This is a genomic window from Chryseobacterium sp. ISL-6 (assembly GCF_018613715.1).
Classification (GTDB): Bacteria; Bacteroidota; Bacteroidia; order Flavobacteriales; family Weeksellaceae; genus Chryseobacterium; species Chryseobacterium paludis.
In genome coordinates, this window is the sequence record NZ_JAGGPT010000001.1 from 570,668 (window position 1) to 589,890 (window position 19,223).

Genomic DNA, 19,223 nt, shown 5'->3' on the forward strand with positions numbered 1-19,223 from the left:
AATTTTGAATTATGAATTTTAAATTTTGGATTGAATGCAAAAGGAAAATCTAATTAAAGATATGTCATTTAATTTTGCTTTATCAATTATCGAATTATATAAAATCTGCAAATCTCAGAATGAATTTATTCTTTCAAAACAATTATTAAGAAGTGGAACTTCTATTGGCGCTAATGCTCAAGAAGCTTTAGCAGGATTTTCGGAAAAAGATTTCCTCCATAAAATGTCAATAGCAAGTAAAGAAGCTAGAGAGTCTCAATACTGGATTGATTTACTATCACAATCTAAATTAGTTCAGTTTGATGAGATAAGATATAAATTAGAGATTCAAAGTATTATAAATATTTCAACATCGATTGTTAAAACGCTTCAAGATAAGTTAAGACTGAAATCATAATTCAAAATCCACAATCTAAAATTCAAAATTAAATAACTAAAATTTAAAATAATCAATAATGAGTGATACACTTAATAAAACATTAAAAGGTGGTGAGTTTTTAATTAAAGAAATTCCCGCTAATGAAATCTTCTCTTTGGAAGAACTTTCAGAAGAGCAAAAAATGCTTCGTGATTCTGCAAAAGAATTTATTGACAGAGAAGTAATTCCTCAAAAAGAAAGATTTGAGAAAAAAGATTATGCCCTAACTGAAGAAAAGATGCGTCAGTTGGGTGAAATGGGACTTTTAGGAGTTGCTGTCCCTGAGGAATATGGTGGTCTTGGAATGGGCTTCGTTAATACTATGCTTGCTTGTGACTACTGCTCTGGAGCTAATGGTTCTTTGGCTACAGCTTATGGCGCGCATACGGGAATCGGAACACTTCCTATCCTGTTATATGGAACAGAAGAGCAAAAGAAAAAATATCTTCCGGATCTGGCTACAGGAACGAAATTTGGAGCATATTGTTTGACAGAACCGGATGCTGGTTCTGATGCAAATTCAGGGAAGACAAGAGCAAAACTTTCTGAAGATGGAAAACACTATATCATCAATGGACAAAAAATGTGGATCTCTAATGCAGGTTTTGCAGAAATATTCATTGTTTTCGCTAAAATTGATGATGATAAAAACATTACAGGTTTCATCGTAGAAAAAGAAGGAACTACAGGTCTTAGTTTCGGTGAGGAAGAGCACAAATTAGGAATCCGTTCGTCTTCTACAAGACAGGTTTTCTTTAATGATATGAAAGTTCCGGTAGAAAATCTTTTAGGTGAAAGAAACAACGGTTTCAAGATCGCTTTAAATGCTTTAAATGTTGGAAGAATTAAATTAGCTGCAGCAAACCTTGACGGACAAAGAAGAATTTTAAACCATTCTCTTCAATATTCTAACGAAAGAAAACAGTTTGGTGTTTCTATTTCAACTTTCGGAGCAATCAGAAAGAAATTAGCTGAAATGGCAACTGGGATCTTCGTTGCTGAAGCAGGATCTTACAGAGCAGCAAAAGATGTTGAAGATAAAATCAATGAATTGGTTGCTGGCGGAATGAATCACCAACAAGCTGAATTAAAAGGAGTTGAAGAATTTGCTGTAGAAGCTTCTATTTTGAAAGTTTTTGTTTCAGATTTAACACAACATACTGCTGATGAAGGAATTCAGGTATATGGAGGAATGGGATTCTCAGAAGATATGCCAATGGAAGCAGCCTGGAGAGATTCAAGAATTGCAAGAATCTATGAGGGAACCAATGAAATCAACCGTCTTCTGGCTGTTGGAATGTTGATTAAAAAAGCAATGAAAGGAGAACTGGATCTGCTTTCTCCAGCAATGGCTATCAGCAAAGAATTGATGGGTATTCCTTCATTTGATGTTCCTGATTACTCTGCATTCATGAGTGAAGAAAAAGCTATTATTGCTAACCTTAAAAAAGTGTTTTTAATGGTTTCAGGAGCTGCTCTTCAGAAGTATATGATGGATATTGAAAAGCAACAACATTTACTGTTAAATGCTTCAGAGATCCTTAACCAGATCTATATGGCAGAATCTGCTATTTTAAGAGCTGAGAAACACTTCTCTCCTGATTCTGTAGAAGCTGCAATGGCTCAATTAAATCTTTACAAAGCTGTCGAAAAAATTATCGTAGCTGCTAAAGAAGGAATTATTTCATTTGCTGAGGGCGATGAGCAGAGAATGATGCTTTCAGGATTAAGAAGATTTACAAAATATACGAACCATCCGAATGTCGTTGCTTTAACTGAAAAAGTAGCAGCACATTATATTGGAAAAGGAGCTTATTAGTCTTTTACATATAAATTTGATTTTCAAAGCGTCTCATTTTTTTGAGACGTTTTTTATTTGCATTTTTTTTTATAATTTTAAGGAAATCATAAATTAAAAATTATGGGAAAATTTATTATTTCAAAAAGAACAAACGGAGACTACCAGTTTAATCTAAAAGCCAGTAATGGGCAGGTAATTTTAACCAGCCAGGGGTACAGTTCTAAATCAGGATGTGAAAATGGTATTGAATCTGTCCGGGTAAATTCCAAGGATGATTCTAAATTCGAAAGAAAAGCATCTTCCAATGGGAAATCTTATTTCAACCTGAAAGCCGGAAATGGGCAGATCGTTGGAACAAGCCAAATGTATGAGTCGGAAAGCGGTATGGAAAAGGGAATAGAATCTGTAAAAGCCAATGCTCCAATAGCGTCCGTAGAAGAAGAAACTACCGGATAAAATAATCTAAAATAAATTTTAGAAAATGTCTTATTTATGTAAGGCATTTTCTATTTTTGTACGAATCTTTTCAAGAAAAAATGACTAAAGAAGAACTTTTACATAGAGCCATAAAGATAGCTGATAAAGCACATAAAGGTCAGACTGATAAATACCACGCTCCATACATTGCTCACGTAATGCGTGTTATGGAATATGGTAAAACTCTGGATGAAAAAATTGTAGGGGCATTGCATGATGTTGTAGAAGATCATCCTTCAGAATTTAGTCTTGATTTTCTACGTAACGAAGGCTTTCCTGAGTATGTTCTGTTTGCTGTAAGCTGTCTTACAAAATTTGATCCCGAAGAGGATTACGATGATTTTGTAAAAAGAACAGAAAGATCCCCTCTTGCAGTAGCAGTAAAATTAAATGATCTTCGCGATAATATGGATTTACGCAGGGTAAACAGAGAACTGACTCCTAAAGATATCAAAAGATTCAATAAATACCTTAAAGCCTATCATTATCTGATTGAGAAATATTAATCTGCTCCAGGGAAATCAAATGTTTTGGTATGATGATCTGTACCATCGATATTGATATTTAATGCTAAATAAATAAAGTGTAAATTCCTGTTTCCTGAAGCTTCAAATTCCCTTTGCCACAAATAACCACAGAGAACCCCAAAGTATTCATCGACCTGGTATCCGAAACCACCGTATACTCTATTTCTTGCGAAGGTAGGTTTTATTGGGCTCACTAAAAATACTTCATCGTAAGCATTGGCGAAAACGGTTCCTTTCTGTATGGTTTTAGCATTTAATGGGACACTTACATTCAAACGGTAACGGTAACGCATCCTTTGGGAACTATTATCTGTTTGAGGCTCATAAAACCAGCTCTTTTCTACACGAAAACGATTTTCAAACTTTACAATACCTTTTTTGATATCAATGACATCCTGAAGCCATACTCTGAATTCTTCTTTACTCAGACTATGATCTTTATAATTCACATATCTCCCCAGACCAACAAATGGTTTATAATTTTTTGTAAGATTATATCCTACCCCACCTTTTATTTCATAATAATCAGGATACGAGTATTCTTGATTACCACGGAGCTGCCCTTCAGCATACAGGAAAAATTTGGGATGAAATTTATAGGTAAGAGTCACTGCATTGAAGCTTGAAACATGCTCTTGAGCTTTAAAAAAAGTAATACTAAAAAGTAAGCTTAAACCTAAAAAAAGTTTCATGAAAAAAATTTCTGCAAAAGTAAAATTAATTAACCACCCCTTAATATTAAGTTTACTTAATATTAATATTGTACGTAAAACCAATATGAAACCATCTGTTAGGCATTTGAACACCAAATGTTTCTGTATATTTCGTATTCGTAATATTATTAATCAAAACATAGACAGAAAAATCATTTTTCACAAAACTGATCTTCTCATCCAATAGATTATAACTTCCAAGATTTAACCTGTCATTATATCGGTATACCAGTTCATTGGTAAAATATTGCAAGAAACTTGTTTCCAGTTTTGCTACGAACTGATGCTTTAAATTATCCAGAACATACCTTGAAACAAAATCATTGGATTTATTTTTTGTATCCAGATAAGTGTACCCTATGGCATATTTCAACCAGCCTGACAATCTGTGGCTAATTTCTGCTTCAATCCCTTTTGTATCTATATTTCTTACATTTCCGGCATACCAAATAGGAACCGAAAGAGTCTTTTTTTCCCAATCAATGGTATTTTTAGAATTACGCATAAAACCACTGATCTTAGCTAATAAACCTTTATTCTGATATTGATATCCTATTTCTGTAGATACTGCATTTTCAGGGAGCAAATCAGGGTTTCCCTGCTCCGTTGGGCTTATATAATAAAGATCTGTGAAGGTAGGAACTCTATGAACTTTGGCAATATTACCATAGATCTTGTTATTGGGATTAAAGTTATAACCTACATCTAATCCCGGATAAAAGAAATTCCCTTCCTTGGAATAATTTCCCCATGAAATTCCTGGTGTAATATTCAGTTTTTTATCTAATAATGAAAAATTATGTTCAAAGAAAATCTGGGAAACAAAACGGTTTCTATTTCCTAAATTATTACTTGCCAAAAGTTCTTTTCTTAACTCAATTCCAACACCAGTTATTCCCAATCCCCATGAATAGCTTGAGTTGACTTGCCCTCCTACATTGTTTCCAATGTGCATATTTCTGTATCCATCAGGTTTTTGCCTGTCATATAAATACATATCCTGTCCTCGTCTCCAGTACACATTAGAATTTAATTTTAATTTTCCGAAGGATTGTTGATGAGCTAAACTAATCACGGAGGCCTGAAGCTCCTCATATTGTTCAGTTGCTTTTGGAGAAGCATAAAATCCATTAGCCCCAAATTTCTTTTCTGAAATACCGGCCTGTAGCCTTAAGTCACCATTCTTAATAGCTAATCTGCTTTGATAAAAAACATTTCGTATTTCATAATCAGTGTTATGCATGAAACCTTGGGAGGTTGCAGAATTGGCCTGTAAAGAATTAGAAAATTTTTCATTTCCCAACTGAGCATTCAGTCCAAATCCATAGGTTTCATAATCCCCACCTTCAGCGCTTATCTTTACTCTTTTTCCAGGATTTGTTTTGGTAATGATATTAATGACTCCTGCATAAGCATTCTGCCCAAATCTCCTGGCAGCAGGACCTTTGACTATTTCGATTCTTTCAACATCTTCAAGATCTATAGGAATATTAAGAGAATTGTGCCCCGTTTGCGAATCATTCATTCTAATCCCATTTAATAGAAGAAGAACCTGTTCGGATGAACTTCCCCGAAAAGCGACATCACTCTGAACGCCATTTGCTCCTCTCCTTCTGATATCCATTCCGGGAACCTGTTGAAGGATTTCATCAATACTTTTCGCAGGAGAATTGGTAATCTCTTCTTTTGAAATAACAGTGATATTCTGATTGGCATTTTTATATGGAGTTGAAATAAATTTACCTTGAAATTCAACAGTTTCTATATCTGTGGTTTTTTCCTGCGCTTCAGTTATTACTATCAGACCAAGAAAAAATACAACGCCCAGCTTTTTCATCATATCCTTTAATTTTTAAGATTTTTTTAAGATTTCCAAAAATAGATGACTTAGACAACACTCACAAATGATTATTATCATAGATGTTGCCAGCGCATCAATAAAAATGAGATTTGGTATTTATAAAAAATAAAGATGCAGTGGATGCTGCATCTTGTGTGGGGGAATTATCTTTTTCTCATTAAATGTGTAACAAGGTCTCTGAATAATTTTACCATCGCTTTATTACATATTTATAGGTGCAATTTTAAATAATTTTGAAACACAAAACAATAGCTTAACTTAAAAAAACATAAAAAATCATAAAATTTATTCAAAATAAAAAACTTTAAACTACTAACTAAATATTTCGCTTACAGATGTTTAATTTTTTAAACCCATATATCCCTTATTAACTGATAAAAATGAGAGGTAATTAAAACACCTTGTTTAATAAAAGTCATTTGAAAATAAATGAGGTTGCTGGATTATTGAAAAAATCAATATATTTTTTTTATTAATGAACATAATAGCATTTGTATTTTAATCCCATCCTGATTTGATATTTAATTACGAAAATATTAACAGTCTGTTTAATAGATTTTTTGAATGGCAATGGGAATAATTATAGAAGAAAAATCCACCAAAAATTCGTATTTTTGTTGGTCTTAATTTTACTATGGCATCAATTACAGAAATAGATATAAAAAAACAGGTATTTGTTAAAAACGCACACCTTAACAACCTGAAAAACATCGATGTATTAATCCCCAAGAATAAACTGATTGTCATTACCGGAGTATCGGGAAGTGGAAAATCTTCTTTAGCTTTTGACACCATTTATGCGGAGGGACAAAGACGTTATGTTGAGAGTTTAAGCTCATATGCACGACAGTTTTTAGGTAAACTGGAGAAACCAAAAGTGGATGATATTAAAGGATTGGCTCCTTCTATTGCTATCCAACAAAAAGTAATTTCTTCCAATCCCCGTTCTACGGTTGGAACTTCCACGGAGATCTATGATTACATGAAGCTTCTATTTGCCCGAATTGGAAAGACCTACTCTCCGGTTTCTGGTGAAGAGGTAAAAAAAGATTCAGTGACTGATGTAGTAGATTATATTAAAGCATCGAAAAAAGATACGTCTTTTCTTTTAACAGCTCCTTTGGAATATGATACAGACAATTTCACTGAAAACTTAAATGTCTTAAAACTGGCTGGTTTTACAAGACTTGAGATCAATGACAATGTTGCCGGAATTGAAGATCTTGAAAGTTTTGGATTTACTCCTGAAAAAGGAATGGTTATCAACCTTGTTATTGACCGTTTCGCTTATGAGGAAGATGAAAGTTTTCTTCAAAGATTAGCAGACTCTATACAGATGGCTTTTTATGAAGGCCGGGGATATTGCTCTCTTAAAAATATAGAAACAGGGGCAGCTAAAGAGTTTTCCAATAAATTTGAATTGGACGGGATTGAGTTTCTGGAACCCAATGTTCATTTTTTCAGCTTTAATAATCCTTATGGTGCTTGTCCTACCTGTGAAGGGTATGGAAAAGTAATTGGAATTGACGAGGATCTTGTGATTCCAAATAAAACACTTTCCATTTATGAGGATGCAGTGGTTTCCTGGAGAGGTGAAACAATGAGTGAATGGAAAAAAGCATTTATAAAAAAAGCTGGTGAATTCCCTATTCATAAACCCTACCATCAACTAACCAAGGAACAGAAGAATTATTTATGGAAAGGAGATGGCAGCAGCAGTTTCCCATCGATCAATAATTTCTTCAAGATGCTTGAGGAGAATTTATATAAAATTCAATACCGTGTCATGCTTTCGCGTTACCGTGGAAAAACCCTTTGTCCAACCTGCGAAGGATTACGACTTCGTGAGGAAACGAGTTGGGTAAAAATTGACGGACACAACATTCAGTCTACTATTGAATTACCTTTAGATGAACTTTCCCCTTTAATCAATAGTTTAAAAATTTCAGATCACGATCGTGATATTGCCAAAAGGCTTTTGTATGAAATTACGACCCGTTTGGATTTTTTATTAAAAGTAGGATTAGGATATTTAACGATAAACAGGACTTCAAATACCCTTTCAGGAGGTGAAAGTCAGAGAATTAACCTGGCAACCAGTTTAGGAAGCTCATTGGTGGGTTCTATTTATATTCTGGATGAACCTTCTATAGGACTACACTCCAGAGATACAGAAAATTTAATTGGAGTTTTAAAAAATCTTCGAGATCTGGGCAATACCGTTATCGTTGTTGAACATGATGAAGATGTGATGAGGGCTGCAGATTATATTATTGATATAGGCCCTGAAGCCGGCTATCTGGGTGGTGAGTTGGTTTTTGCAGGAGATTATAAAGAATTGAAGAATGCTGATACTTTAACCTCTAAATACTTAACAGGAAAATTGGAAATTAAGGTTCCTGAAAAAAGAAGAAAGGCTAAAGAATGGATTTATATTAAAGGGGCAAGACAGAATAATCTGAAAAACATTGATGTAGATGTTCCATTGGAAAGTCTGGTTGTTATTTCGGGAGTTTCAGGAAGTGGTAAATCTACTTTAATGAAAGAAATCCTTACGAATGACATCCAGATACAATTAGGAATGGGTGGTAAAAAAGGAGATTATGATTCTGTAGAATTCCCTAAAAAACTCATTAAAAATATAGAGCTGATCGATCAGAATCCAATTGGAAAATCTTCGCGTTCAAACCCTGTTACTTATCTTAAAGCTTATGATGACATCAGGGATCTGTTTGCTAAACAGAAGATGTCTAAAATGATGGGTTATAAACCAAAACATTTCTCTTTCAATGTAGATGGTGGAAGATGTGACGAATGTAAGGGAGAGGGAGTGATCAATGTTTCCATGCAGTTTATGGCAGATATCGAATTGGAATGTGAAACCTGTAAAGGAACACGTTTCAAGAATGAAATTCTTGAAGTAAAATTTGATGAGAAAAATATTTCTGATATCCTTCATATGACAGTGGATGAAGCTCTTGAATTTTTCAAAGAGAATCATGAAGAAAAGATCGTTACAAAACTAAGACCTTTACAGGATGTTGGTTTGGGATATTTGCAGCTTGGACAAAGTTCATCTACTCTTTCAGGAGGTGAAGCACAACGTGTAAAACTGGCCTCATTCTTAGTAAAAGGAGTAACAACAGATAAAACCCTGTTTATTTTCGATGAACCTTCAACAGGTCTTCATTTCCATGACATTCAGAAATTACTGAAGTCCCTTCAGGCGCTGATCGATCTTGGACATTCTGTGATTGTTATTGAACACCAACCTGATATCATTAAATCTGCGGATCATGTTATTGATATTGGTCCCGAAGCAGGAAAATATGGTGGTGAAATTGTTTTTGCAGGAACACCTGAGGAATTAGCAAAAGATAAAAAATCTCACACAGCAAAATATATTAAAGAAAAGCTGGAGAGTTAAATATAAATAGAGAGTCAAATTGACTCTCTATTTTTTTAACAATAGTTTAAACCATTCTTGGTTTAAGATAAATTATACAAAAAGGGACTTTGTTTAATGTAAGTTCTGTCATCAATTTGAGAAGTTAAAAACTCCGCTAAATCTGTAGCACTTATGTTCTCTCCTTTACAATCTTCAAGATTTGTCTCGGTTTTAAAACTTTCAGAAGTTTGAATAATTAAAGGAAGTCTTATTAAAGTCCAATCCAGATTGGTTTTTGTAAGAATCTCATACTCTGCCTGTCTGTCTTTTGTGGTTTTTGGATAGTTTTGATACATCCATTCTGTTGCCTGTTTCACCTTAATGCTTTTCTTATCAAAAGGAGTATCTACATTCAAACCCGCTATTACGATATATCTTTTAATTCCATGCAAGGCCATTGATCTGGTAATATTCTCTGCGGCATCACTAAATATAGATTCTTCTCCCACAGGTTGACTCAAAGTACTCATTACAACACTACAATCTTTAATCAAGGTATTGACTGAGTGATAATCTCTTGCATCTCCTTTTACGATTTCAATTAAAGGATGTTCAAGTTTAAAATTTTCTGGAGTTCTTAATAATAATTTCATCTTGTATCCTTTTTCTAAAAGATATTGCACAAGATATTTTCCCGATTTTCCGGTTCCACCGATTACGGCAATTGTATTTGTTTTCATAATGTTCTCTTTATTGTTATAAATAGACTAAAAGCACAAATTCTTAAATAGATAATTTGTCTTTAGTTTAAAAAATAAATAATAATGGGTTCAGGAATTTTGAACCTTAAGTACCAAGCTTCGAATGGCGCTTGAATGGGTGTGCTATTTATAAAGAGATATTAATGAAGCAAATGTAATCTTTTATTTTAAAACAACATGGTGAATAAATTCAATCTGAATTTTCATTAAATTTATTCAACGAATAAAGAATTACATTATATTTGTTATCAATTGTCATGCAGCCTGTTACCTCAATTCATGAAGTAAAACAAATCATAATTTATTACTAAATCGTTGCTTTTAAACCAAATTCAAAATATTATGAAACCATTTACCGTAAACATTTCACAAACTGTTCTCGATGATCTGAAAAACCGCATTCAAAATACCCGCTGGCCTGGAGAGGCTGAAGGTTCCGGCTGGCATTTTGGTACCAGTGAAAAATACTTAAAAGAACTTGCTGATTACTGGATGGATAGATATGACTGGAAGAAGTATGAACAACAGCTGAATCAATATCCACAGTATATGGTAGAAATTGATGGGATACAAATTCATTTCCAACATATAAAAGGTAAAAGCAGCAACTCAAAGCCGTTGTTATTAACTCACGGCTGGCCAGATAGCTATTATCGCTTCCACAAGATCATTCCATTGCTTACCGAAGGGGAACAAAGCTTTGATCTCATTATCCCTTCTATTCCTGGATTTGGATTTTCTGATAAAACAGCTGTTAGCAGTGAAGATGTTGCAGGCTTGTGGAGAAAGCTCATGACCGAAATATTAGGTTATAAAACGTTTTTTGCCGCAGGTGGTGATGTGGGCATGGGTGTTACCAAAGCTTTGGCTTCTAAAGATCCGGATGTTGTTGCGGCTGTCCATTTCACTGATCTGGGTTATCCCATGGGACAGGAAGATCCCAACAGCATGACTGAAGAAGAGCAACAATTTGCTCAGTTTGTTCAGCAATGGTGGTATAGTGAGGGTGCTTATGCAATGGTTCATTCTACCAAACCTCAATCTTTGGCCTATGCACTTAACGACTCTCCTATTGGATTGGCATCATGGATCATTAGTTTTGGAAATGCGGGGGCTCCACCCGAATTAATTGAAACAGCATTTGGTGGAAAAGATGAACTTCTTACCAATATTATGATCTATTGGATTACTCAGACAATAGGCTCATCCATGAGAATGTATAAAGCTGATGCTATTGCACAATGGGGAGGTTCCCAACCTTTACAAAAAAGCAATGTTCCTGCAGGAGTTGTTGTTCTTCCTCGTGAAGCACAATTTCCCCGTGAATGGGCGGAAAGATTTGTAAATGTAGTACGTTTCAACAAATTAGATAAGGGCGGCCATTTTGCTGCTTTAGAAATACCACAGGCTTTTGCAGATGAATTGAAATCTTTCTTTTATTCTTTGAAATAATATATTAAACAGAATAATTGAAATAAACAACCATCTTTGCATTCTTTTAATAGTACCATGAAATACAAATTATTTTTCTTGCTTCCAGTTATTCTATTTTTAATCAATTGTTCTTCAAAAAAGATCATTGATTTGAAAGGTCCTTATGACGTACAACTTGATACTTTAAAGATGTATGACAAGAATAGAGACCGTTTGATTCCCGTTGCTTTCTATAAACCTAAAAACAAAAAGAAGATCTCAAATCAGGAGGTTATTATTTTCAATCATGGATATGGTGCCAATCAGGGTGGGGATTATCTAAAATATTCATATCTGACTAATCAGCTGGCTTCAAAAGGATATTTTGTGGTAAGTATTCAACATGAACTTCCAACTGACCCATTGATTCCGACGGATGGCAAGCCACAGAAAGTACGAATGCCATTCTGGGAAAGAGGAACTGAGAATATTCTGTTTGTCTTGAATGAACTTAAAAAAAGCAACCCTAATCTCGATTATAAGCATTTAACCTTAATGGGTCACTCTAATGGTGGTGATATGGTCGCATTGTTTGGAAATAAATATCCTGATTTGGTCTATAAAATTATTACCATGGACAATAGAAGAATGTACCTTCCCAGAGCTTTTCATCCTAAGATCTATACTTTGCGCTCAAATGATTACCCTGCTGATGAAAAAGTATTACCTACAATAGAAGAACAAAAAAGATACAATATCATTGTACAAAACACCAGTATTAATCACGGAAAAATGGATGATAAAGGTAATGCAGAAGAAAGAAAAACACTGAACAATTTCATTGATAAATACCTTGAAGAAAATTAAATACAGACTTATCCACAAAAAAATGTGGATAACTTGTGAATTTTAACATTTAATTCATGTTTCGTATTAAAAATATTCCTACATTTACTATGTAATACAACTGAAATGAAATCATTTTTTGCTTTTTTCAGCTTTGAAATTGCAATTAAATTTGAAATAAAAATTTAAGCACAGCATTGTCGGCTGTGCTTTTTATTGTTGTCTAATTAAAAAAATGAGATGTATTTATCTACTGGATCCGCTTCTAAAGAGCGGATTCTTTTGTTTAAATACGACTACTCCCGCTCAAATTTCTTTAAAGATCCATTTTCTGTCAATTCAATCGAATACCGTTCTCTACTTCCGTTAATGGTTGTAGGATACCATCTCAGCTTATTATTCCAAACCGAAATATAAATATTGGTTACTGGTTTTGCTCCTTCAATCTGCGATACCTTATCATTATAAATCGCTGCAGCTTTCGCTATGTTCCTAAAACTTACTTTTTGTAAAGGAACCAATCTGCTTTTAATATCATCTTTTACAGACAGCTGCTCAGGTTTTGGCTCAGACCAAATACCATTTTTATAATCATAATTATCTACATATTCAGGATTCTTTGGATGTTGAAGCATAACATGAATATTGCCATCATCATAAAAATAAACCAATGAATAAATAAAAATTTCTTTTCCCATGTACTGAGGAAGCTTTCTTAGGGCTTCCTCAGCTTTATTTAATTCTATTTCATTGGTCAGAAAATCAGTGTTTTTACCTTCTTGGCGTCTTTGTACATGGGTTGTTGTATGTTTTTCAAGTATCGTTGTCACAAGTTGCTGAGCATCCTGAATCTGCTTTTCTACAGCTGGATCAAATGGACTTGGAGGAGGTAATTCCTCTTTTTTTGCATTGACCTCCGTGGTATCAGCCACAGGCTTAAGTGTGTCTTTAATACTTTTGGAAATCTGCTCACAGCTTGTTAAAAAAATACTGCTGATAACTATAATAATTGATTTTTTCATGGTGTTAGCTTATTTCTTCTAAATCTGCAGCAAATGCGATACGGTCCGGATTTTCCTTTAAGTAAAAGATCTCCATAGTCTCCTGTTTCAAACTGCCCAGATCAAGGAGATTTACAATTCTTTTTAATTCCGTTCTTCTTGTTTTATTCTGATAATCAACAAATTCAAGTTTAAACAAAACCATGGGCTGTGCATTGATATAAGTTCCGGTCTGATTAGCACTGAGCAGCTTTGCAGTCGTTTTTAGTCCTTTAAATTTAATCAGTTCAGCTTTACCTTTCTTACCACCCTCAAATAATCTAAAAATAGAAGGCAACCCTACTCTATACAATAAAAGTATCGCAGGACAAAGAATCAAAGGATGCCAGAAGACTATAAAACGCCAACCCATCCCTGCATTTTCTGTTTGATAAGAATAGATATAATAGCCTGCAATAAGTGCAACCAATGTTAACCAACCCAAAATGATAAGAAAGACAACAAGTATATTGATGGTCGCTACTGTTCCTGCAAAAATAAAATAAGGTACTTTTTTCATTTCCTTATCAATAAGAATATCTACTTTTTTACCTGTTTCGAAACGACGCTGCTGAGGTTTAGAGTCATTTACAGCTGCTTTTTGTATAATATCGGTATCAACTAGATTTTTAAATAAAAGTCGAAGTTCATAAGAATTATATTTAGCATTATCTTTAGAAATTTTTACGGCTTCGATTATGTCAGCTTTTCTCGGAACTCCATTTCTATTTAAATAATCAATATTTCTTTTGGCTATAAAATTAGATAATACCCATTTACGAAAATACCCAATCAGAATGATGATCCACAATATGACAGATAATGTTAGAATGCCTAACACAAGCCATGGATTTGTATCTGTGAGTGAAGGCGGATCATCACTTTTGATGTTATAATACAAAAGCATAGGAAATGGAATTGCAAAAAACAGCATGTAAAGCATCCAGAATATAGCAAAGCCTTTTTTCATATTTTTTTATTTGGTGATTGGTGGATCTTATTTCATCTTAAAGTTACTTCTTATTTACAAATTCAAGGATAGGATTTAATATGTTTTCTATATATTCCGTTTCTCTTGCAGTGCTTTTCTTACCTCCTGAAAAAGTATCGCTAATTGGATAATTCTTTATAAACTGTTTTTTCTTTTTGCCTATAGCATAGGCCATTTCTCCATATTCTGCTGTGTTGATAATGGCCATTTCATCCAATGCCATTAACCTTTTTCTTATTGATAATATATAGATCTTGTAAATGCTATTTGTTTTTTTATCAAACAGGAATTTAACACTGCCCCGGAAAATAAAATCATATATCGCGTAAAAGAGCATTATCCCACCGATACCATATAAAATATACCTTATATTGTAATCCAATTGAGTAAAAAACGGAACAAAACAAAAGATGATAACCGATAAAAAAGTGAATATCCTTATCTTGGGTAAGTATCCGAAATAAGGCCTTATAATCAGCTCTGTAGATGTTATTTCCAATTGATATTTATTCATTGCAGTGTCCTGTTATTTCTCTTCAATATCCATAATGTCACTAATTTCATTAATGGCATTCTGTGCTGTTTTCGAGCTGAATAATCCTACAATAATTGGAACTCTTTTTTCTTTACCATCTTGGTCGAATATGAAGAAAGCAGTGCTGTCCAGGGTAATAAAAAGATATTTTCCTGTCAGTACATAAAATTGTACAAAGTCTTCAAAACGATAAATAGCCTCACCACTAATGATGTTGTTTTTATGAGTTATTGTCTTAGACTGTGTGTCTATCACTAACCGCTTTGTTGTTTTTAATAAATTGACAAGAGCAAAAAATACAAATAAGAGAGCAGCCCATAATCCGATCTTTTTTTCTGGTGGAATAATACAATATAAAGCGACACCTATAGCAAGGCATGCAAACACCCGTAAGACAGCAGTTGACATTTTAGTTTTCAAATGAAATCTATTGCCTTCCTGTGTAAAATATTTGTAATCGTTCATCTCAGTTGTTCTTTACGATGGATTAACCGATAAAAGCAAATTTATCCTCAAACATTTTTCCAAATAGAGGAACAGGCTTTTCAGCATTGTTAGCCGCATTGATAATTCCTAATATCCAGAATATCATAATCAGAAGTCCTACAATTCCTAAAAAACCTAATGCTGGCGATATAGAAACAAGGATTCGCATTACAATATTAAAGAGGATACTGATGATCATAAGTCCCAATGACTGTCTTAAATGATATTTAAGCAGAGAATCTGCGTTGTCTTTTCCTATAAGATAAGCTATGATCCAGCCAAAAGGAGTAATATAGGAAATGATAGATAAGGTCTTGTTATTCATAATTTGATGATTAATTGTTAGCATTATTACTGTTACAAATATTCATTCAATAGCTGACAATTTCCAAATTTTACTATTCTACAAAGCATCTACTCATTAGGAAGACTGCGTCTACAATGTGTCTACAGAAATTAAACAAATCTGATTTACAACATATTACAACAAACCACAAACCACTATATTTATTGACTTTTATGTGTAGAATTAACAATTTGTCTTAATTTTAGGGATATGAAACCTGTCCGCTATCAATTGTTTTTATTTATGTGTTTATGCGTAGGCTTAAACAGTTTTGCGCAAAATATATATCTTGACAGCCTGCAGTTGGCCATCAATAATACTGACCTCCCTGAAAAAGAAAAACCTGTTTTATTGAACCGGCTTGCAGAAGTTTACCGGATAAACAGAAATTATTCTGCTGCAGAAAGTAACGCGAGACAAAGTGCCCGTATAGCTTTGCATTACAAAAATTACATTGAAGCTACAAAAGCTTATACACTTATTACTGTTATAAAAGCTAATAACGAGCAGTTGACCTCTTTGAAACAAACCAGTGATTCAGCCTTGGTATACGCTCAACAGGCTAAAAATCCTGTAGCGATGGCTTACGGATATTATGCACAGGCTTTTTTATATAAAACGCTGGATGATCCACAGAAAAAAATCAAGTTTTGTCAACTGGGATTAAAAGAACTGGAAAAGTCACCTGATCCTTATATTGCGGCAAAACTGTATTACCAGCTTTATGCTGCTTATTCCAATTGGAACAATGTACCACAGGCTAATAAATACGCTCTCAAAACGACCGAAAATGCATTAAAAACAAAAGATTACAACCTACTGAGTAATTCTTATGCAGCATTATCAGTAGCTCATGAATATAACTACAATGCCACTAAAGAAAAAAAGGAACTTGACAGTGTATTATTTTATCTAAAAAAATCAGAAGCCCTCTACCTTAAATACCCAACACAGGTATCCAATTATACATATGCCATCACTTGCATCAACATTGCAAATGTCTACTTCAAATATTTCCCCGTCAATGATAAAAATGCTGAAAAAAATGCCATTTATTATGCTCAAACAGCTGGAAATATTTTAAAAAATAATCCCAATGCTTCAGAAGTTAAAGCGAGCAGTTTGGGTTTATTGAGCGAATATGCATCACGAAGTGGCAACACTAGTTTAACGGAAAGCTACTTATTAGAGGCCTACAATCTTATGAAAGCTGATCAGCATCCCTATTACTACACACTAATCAATATCACCCGATCCTTATCCATTTTTTATAAAAAGCAGGGTAATTTTGAGAAAGCCATTGCCTTTCAGGAAGAAGTAACTGAGTACAGCAATAAGAATTTTAATCAGGAACAGGCACTGAATTCTCAAAAACTGGAAATACAATTTGAAACTGAAAAGAAAAACAATGAGGTAAAAATTTTAAAAGAAAGAGAAGCAAGTCGTAAAATACAAAACTATTTATATGTCTGCATTGTGATAGCTTGCTTGCTGGGGTTGCTCTTTATGTTCCGGTCATATCATTTTAAATTGCGTCTGTCTTTAGAGCGTGAAAAGCAGCTGCAGTTAGAAAAACAGGAATCTGAAATGCAGATGAAGTTAGAAAAAGAGGAACAGGCGAGATTAAAAGCGGAACAGCAATTACTGGAAGCTCAACAGCAGCAATTGCAAAAGGAGGCAATGGCCAATGTCCTTCAACTGGAACATAAAAACCGTATGTTGCATACCATAAAAGATAAACTGGCTGATGATAATTCATTAAATATGCAAAAGATCGTAAGAGAAGAAATGGTTCTGGATAATGATTTTGAAGGCGCTAAACTACAAATCCAGCAGATACACCCGGACTTTTTTAACCTCATCAATGAAAAAGCACAAAAAAAACTTACCCTTTTAGATATGAAGCTTTGTGCTTATCTCTATCTTAAAATGGATACCCGGCAGATCTCACAGCTCATGCATATTGAACCTAAAAGTGTACGAATGAGCCGTTATAGAGTTAAACAGAAATTAGGACTGGAGAAAGATGATGATCTCAACTTATTTTTACAAAGTGTAGGCAATTGAAACAAGTGATTATTTCTCACTTAATTTTTTAATCACTTATTGTATTCCGTCTATTCTTTTTATTTTTAAATATTAAAATTAAACCATGAAAAAAACAATAGTGAGCATTTCCATTTTACTGAGTGGAATCTTTATACAGGCTCAATTACTAAATCCAGGTTTTGAAAAAACTGAAAATAATTATCCCACAGACTGGAGCAATAAAATCCTTGATCTCTATGAGATGAAGGCAGATAATGTAGTTAAACATTCTGGTACAAATTCATTACAGATCTCAAGTAAAAAAGAAAGTGCCAATGAATTACAAACTTTTTCACAGAAAGTCCCTGTTCCTGGAAAAGGCTTAAGAAAGATAGAAATCAGTGCTTATATCAAATCAGAAAATGTACAAGGAAATATTGCACTTTGGACACAGGTTCGTGATGAGAAAAAAAACATGATTGATTTCGCAAATTCTGTTACACAGAATCATAAAGTAAGTCCTAATGAAGATTGGAAAAAATATTTCTTAGAATTTATATTAGATGATCAGGCAAATTACTTTGTACTAGGAGGCTTTTTAATGGGAGGTGGAAAAGTTTGGTTTGATGATTTTTCAGTTTCAGAGATTCCATTTTCTGGAAAACCAGCCTCTAAACCAGCTATAAAATATATTGATGAATTTAAAAGTATTGTAAAAAGAAATTCAATTTTTAAAGATAAAATAGACTGGAACACATTGGAAGCAAATCTGCAAAAACTTTCTAATGGAATGGAAACAGTGGATGACACTACTCCAGCGATCCAATATATTATGAAAGCATTAAACAATGCAGGTGATAATCACTCTTTCATTGATAATAAGGAATATTCTGAGGAGAAAAAAAGCAATAAGAGTTCTCCGATTGAACCTGAATCAAAATTGTTGGATAAAAACATCGGTTACGTTATGGTTCCTGGGTTTTCTTCTTTAAATAAGGAAGTAGGTAATGCATTTGCAGAAAAAATTCAACATATGATTGAAACGTTGGATTCTGAAAATACGATCAAGGGATGGATTGTTGATCTAAGACCAAATACAGGAGGAAATATGTATCCGATGATCACCGGCTTAGGACCATTGACTGGTGAAGGTACCCTGGGTTACTTTACAAAAGATGGAAAAAGCAAAAGTGATTGGAGTTATAAAAATGGAAAAAGCTATAATGTCAAAGTTTCCAAACCTTATACGCTTAAAAAACAAGATCAGAAAATTGCTGTTTTAATAGGCCCAAGTACGGCTAGCAGTGGTGAAGCTACAACGATTTCGTTTATAGGAAAAAAGAATGTTAAGACTTTTGGACAACCTTCTGCCGGGCTTACGAGTGCTAATCAGGCTTATAGACTCAGTGATGGAAAGACCCTTCTCTTAGCAATAACTTATGAAATGGACAGAGCAGGAAAAAAATATATGGGAAAGATAGAGCCTGACGTCCTTATAACTCCATCCACTGACAAAAATATCGATGCTGAGATACAAAAAGCATCTGTATGGATTTTAGAATAAATAAAAAGGCTTCGATTATGGAAGCCTT

Annotated in this window: 17 protein-coding genes; 9 read left to right on the plus strand and 8 right to left on the minus strand. The window is 33.8% G+C overall.

All coding sequences use genetic code 11. The features are described 5' to 3' along the window. The first annotated feature begins 34 nt into the window (after nucleotides 1–34). The 4 genes from J7E44_RS02675 (at nucleotide 35) to J7E44_RS02690 (ending at nucleotide 3,202) form a co-directional block, all read left to right on the plus strand. Nucleotides 35–397, plus strand: coding sequence for a four helix bundle protein (locus tag J7E44_RS02675; protein ID WP_214825367.1), 363 nt, complete (start codon nucleotides 35–37; stop codon nucleotides 395–397). Between the two features lie 58 nt (nucleotides 398–455). Continuing rightward, on the plus strand, nucleotides 456–2,237 hold the full coding sequence (locus tag J7E44_RS02680; RefSeq protein WP_214825369.1) for an acyl-CoA dehydrogenase FadE: 1,782 nt from the start codon (nucleotides 456–458) through the stop codon (nucleotides 2,235–2,237). A 102-nt stretch (nucleotides 2,238–2,339) separates the two neighbouring features. Continuing rightward, the gene (locus tag J7E44_RS02685; RefSeq protein ID WP_214825371.1) at nucleotides 2,340–2,675 is read left to right on the plus strand and encodes a YegP family protein; all 336 of its coding nucleotides are present in this window, start codon (nucleotides 2,340–2,342) and stop codon (nucleotides 2,673–2,675) included. A gap of 80 nt (nucleotides 2,676–2,755) precedes the next feature. Then, nucleotides 2,756–3,202, plus strand: a complete 447-nt coding sequence (locus tag J7E44_RS02690) for a phosphohydrolase (RefSeq protein ID WP_214825373.1) — start codon at nucleotides 2,756–2,758, stop codon at nucleotides 3,200–3,202. Here J7E44_RS02690 and J7E44_RS02695 read toward each other — a convergent pair. Both J7E44_RS02695 and J7E44_RS02700 read right to left on the minus strand, forming a co-directional pair. Further along, the gene (locus tag J7E44_RS02695) at nucleotides 3,199–3,915 is read right to left on the minus strand and encodes a DUF2490 domain-containing protein (protein WP_214825375.1); all 717 of its coding nucleotides are present in this window, start codon (nucleotides 3,913–3,915) and stop codon (nucleotides 3,199–3,201) included. The genes J7E44_RS02690 and J7E44_RS02695 overlap by 4 nt on opposite strands. Nucleotides 3,916–3,967: 52 nt before the next feature. Further along, a complete protein-coding gene (locus J7E44_RS02700; protein WP_214825377.1) occupies nucleotides 3,968–5,776 on the minus strand; it encodes a TonB-dependent receptor plug domain-containing protein in 1,809 nt (602 codons plus the stop codon). 655 nt (nucleotides 5,777–6,431) lie between these two features. Between J7E44_RS02700 and uvrA the strand changes: the two genes are divergently transcribed. Further along, the gene (gene uvrA / locus J7E44_RS02705) at nucleotides 6,432–9,224 is read left to right on the plus strand and encodes an excinuclease ABC subunit UvrA (RefSeq protein WP_214825380.1); all 2,793 of its coding nucleotides are present in this window, start codon (nucleotides 6,432–6,434) and stop codon (nucleotides 9,222–9,224) included. Between the two features lie 62 nt (nucleotides 9,225–9,286). On the opposite strand, the gene J7E44_RS02710 is transcribed toward uvrA, so the two are convergent. Next, nucleotides 9,287–9,925: an NAD(P)-dependent oxidoreductase gene (locus tag J7E44_RS02710; protein WP_214825384.1), complete on the minus strand. Its 639-nt coding sequence runs from the start codon at nucleotides 9,923–9,925 to the stop codon at nucleotides 9,287–9,289. Nucleotides 9,926–10,288: 363 nt separating this feature from the next. Between J7E44_RS02710 and J7E44_RS02715 the strand changes: the two genes are divergently transcribed. Beyond that, complete coding sequence (locus tag J7E44_RS02715) at nucleotides 10,289–11,398, plus strand: epoxide hydrolase family protein (RefSeq protein WP_214825387.1); 1,110 nt, start codon at nucleotides 10,289–10,291, stop codon at nucleotides 11,396–11,398. Between the two features lie 57 nt (nucleotides 11,399–11,455). Then, nucleotides 11,456–12,226 carry an alpha/beta hydrolase gene (locus J7E44_RS02720; protein WP_214825391.1) on the plus strand — a complete coding sequence of 257 codons (771 nt, stop codon included), beginning with the start codon at nucleotides 11,456–11,458 and terminating at the stop codon, nucleotides 12,224–12,226. Nucleotides 12,227–12,501: 275 nt separating this feature from the next. On the opposite strand, the gene J7E44_RS02725 is transcribed toward J7E44_RS02720, so the two are convergent. From J7E44_RS02725 to J7E44_RS02745, 5 genes are read right to left on the minus strand one after another with little or no spacing between them, the layout of a single operon-like run. Next, on the minus strand, nucleotides 12,502–13,227 hold the full coding sequence (locus J7E44_RS02725) for a hypothetical protein (protein WP_214825395.1): 726 nt from the start codon (nucleotides 13,225–13,227) through the stop codon (nucleotides 12,502–12,504). A 4-nt stretch (nucleotides 13,228–13,231) separates the two neighbouring features. Beyond that, nucleotides 13,232–14,215 (minus strand): hypothetical protein, encoded by a 984-nt coding sequence (locus J7E44_RS02730; RefSeq protein ID WP_214825398.1) that lies wholly within the window; start codon nucleotides 14,213–14,215, stop codon nucleotides 13,232–13,234. A gap of 43 nt (nucleotides 14,216–14,258) precedes the next feature. Next, the gene (locus J7E44_RS02735) at nucleotides 14,259–14,750 is read right to left on the minus strand and encodes a hypothetical protein (RefSeq protein ID WP_214825401.1); all 492 of its coding nucleotides are present in this window, start codon (nucleotides 14,748–14,750) and stop codon (nucleotides 14,259–14,261) included. Nucleotides 14,751–14,762: 12 nt separating this feature from the next. Next, nucleotides 14,763–15,236 carry a hypothetical protein gene (locus J7E44_RS02740; RefSeq protein WP_214825404.1) on the minus strand — a complete coding sequence of 158 codons (474 nt, stop codon included), beginning with the start codon at nucleotides 15,234–15,236 and terminating at the stop codon, nucleotides 14,763–14,765. Nucleotides 15,237–15,258: 22 nt separating this feature from the next. Further along, complete coding sequence (locus J7E44_RS02745) at nucleotides 15,259–15,582, minus strand: magnetosome magnetite crystal formation protein family (RefSeq protein ID WP_214825408.1); 324 nt, start codon at nucleotides 15,580–15,582, stop codon at nucleotides 15,259–15,261. Nucleotides 15,583–15,813: 231 nt separating this feature from the next. Here J7E44_RS02745 and J7E44_RS02750 point away from each other — a divergent pair, with 231 nt between their 5' ends. Then, nucleotides 15,814–17,670 carry a helix-turn-helix transcriptional regulator gene (locus J7E44_RS02750; RefSeq protein ID WP_214825411.1) on the plus strand — a complete coding sequence of 619 codons (1,857 nt, stop codon included), beginning with the start codon at nucleotides 15,814–15,816 and terminating at the stop codon, nucleotides 17,668–17,670. A gap of 85 nt (nucleotides 17,671–17,755) precedes the next feature. Then, complete coding sequence (locus J7E44_RS02755; RefSeq protein WP_214825414.1) at nucleotides 17,756–19,195, plus strand: S41 family peptidase; 1,440 nt, start codon at nucleotides 17,756–17,758, stop codon at nucleotides 19,193–19,195. Nucleotides 19,196–19,223: the final 28 nt, after the last annotated feature.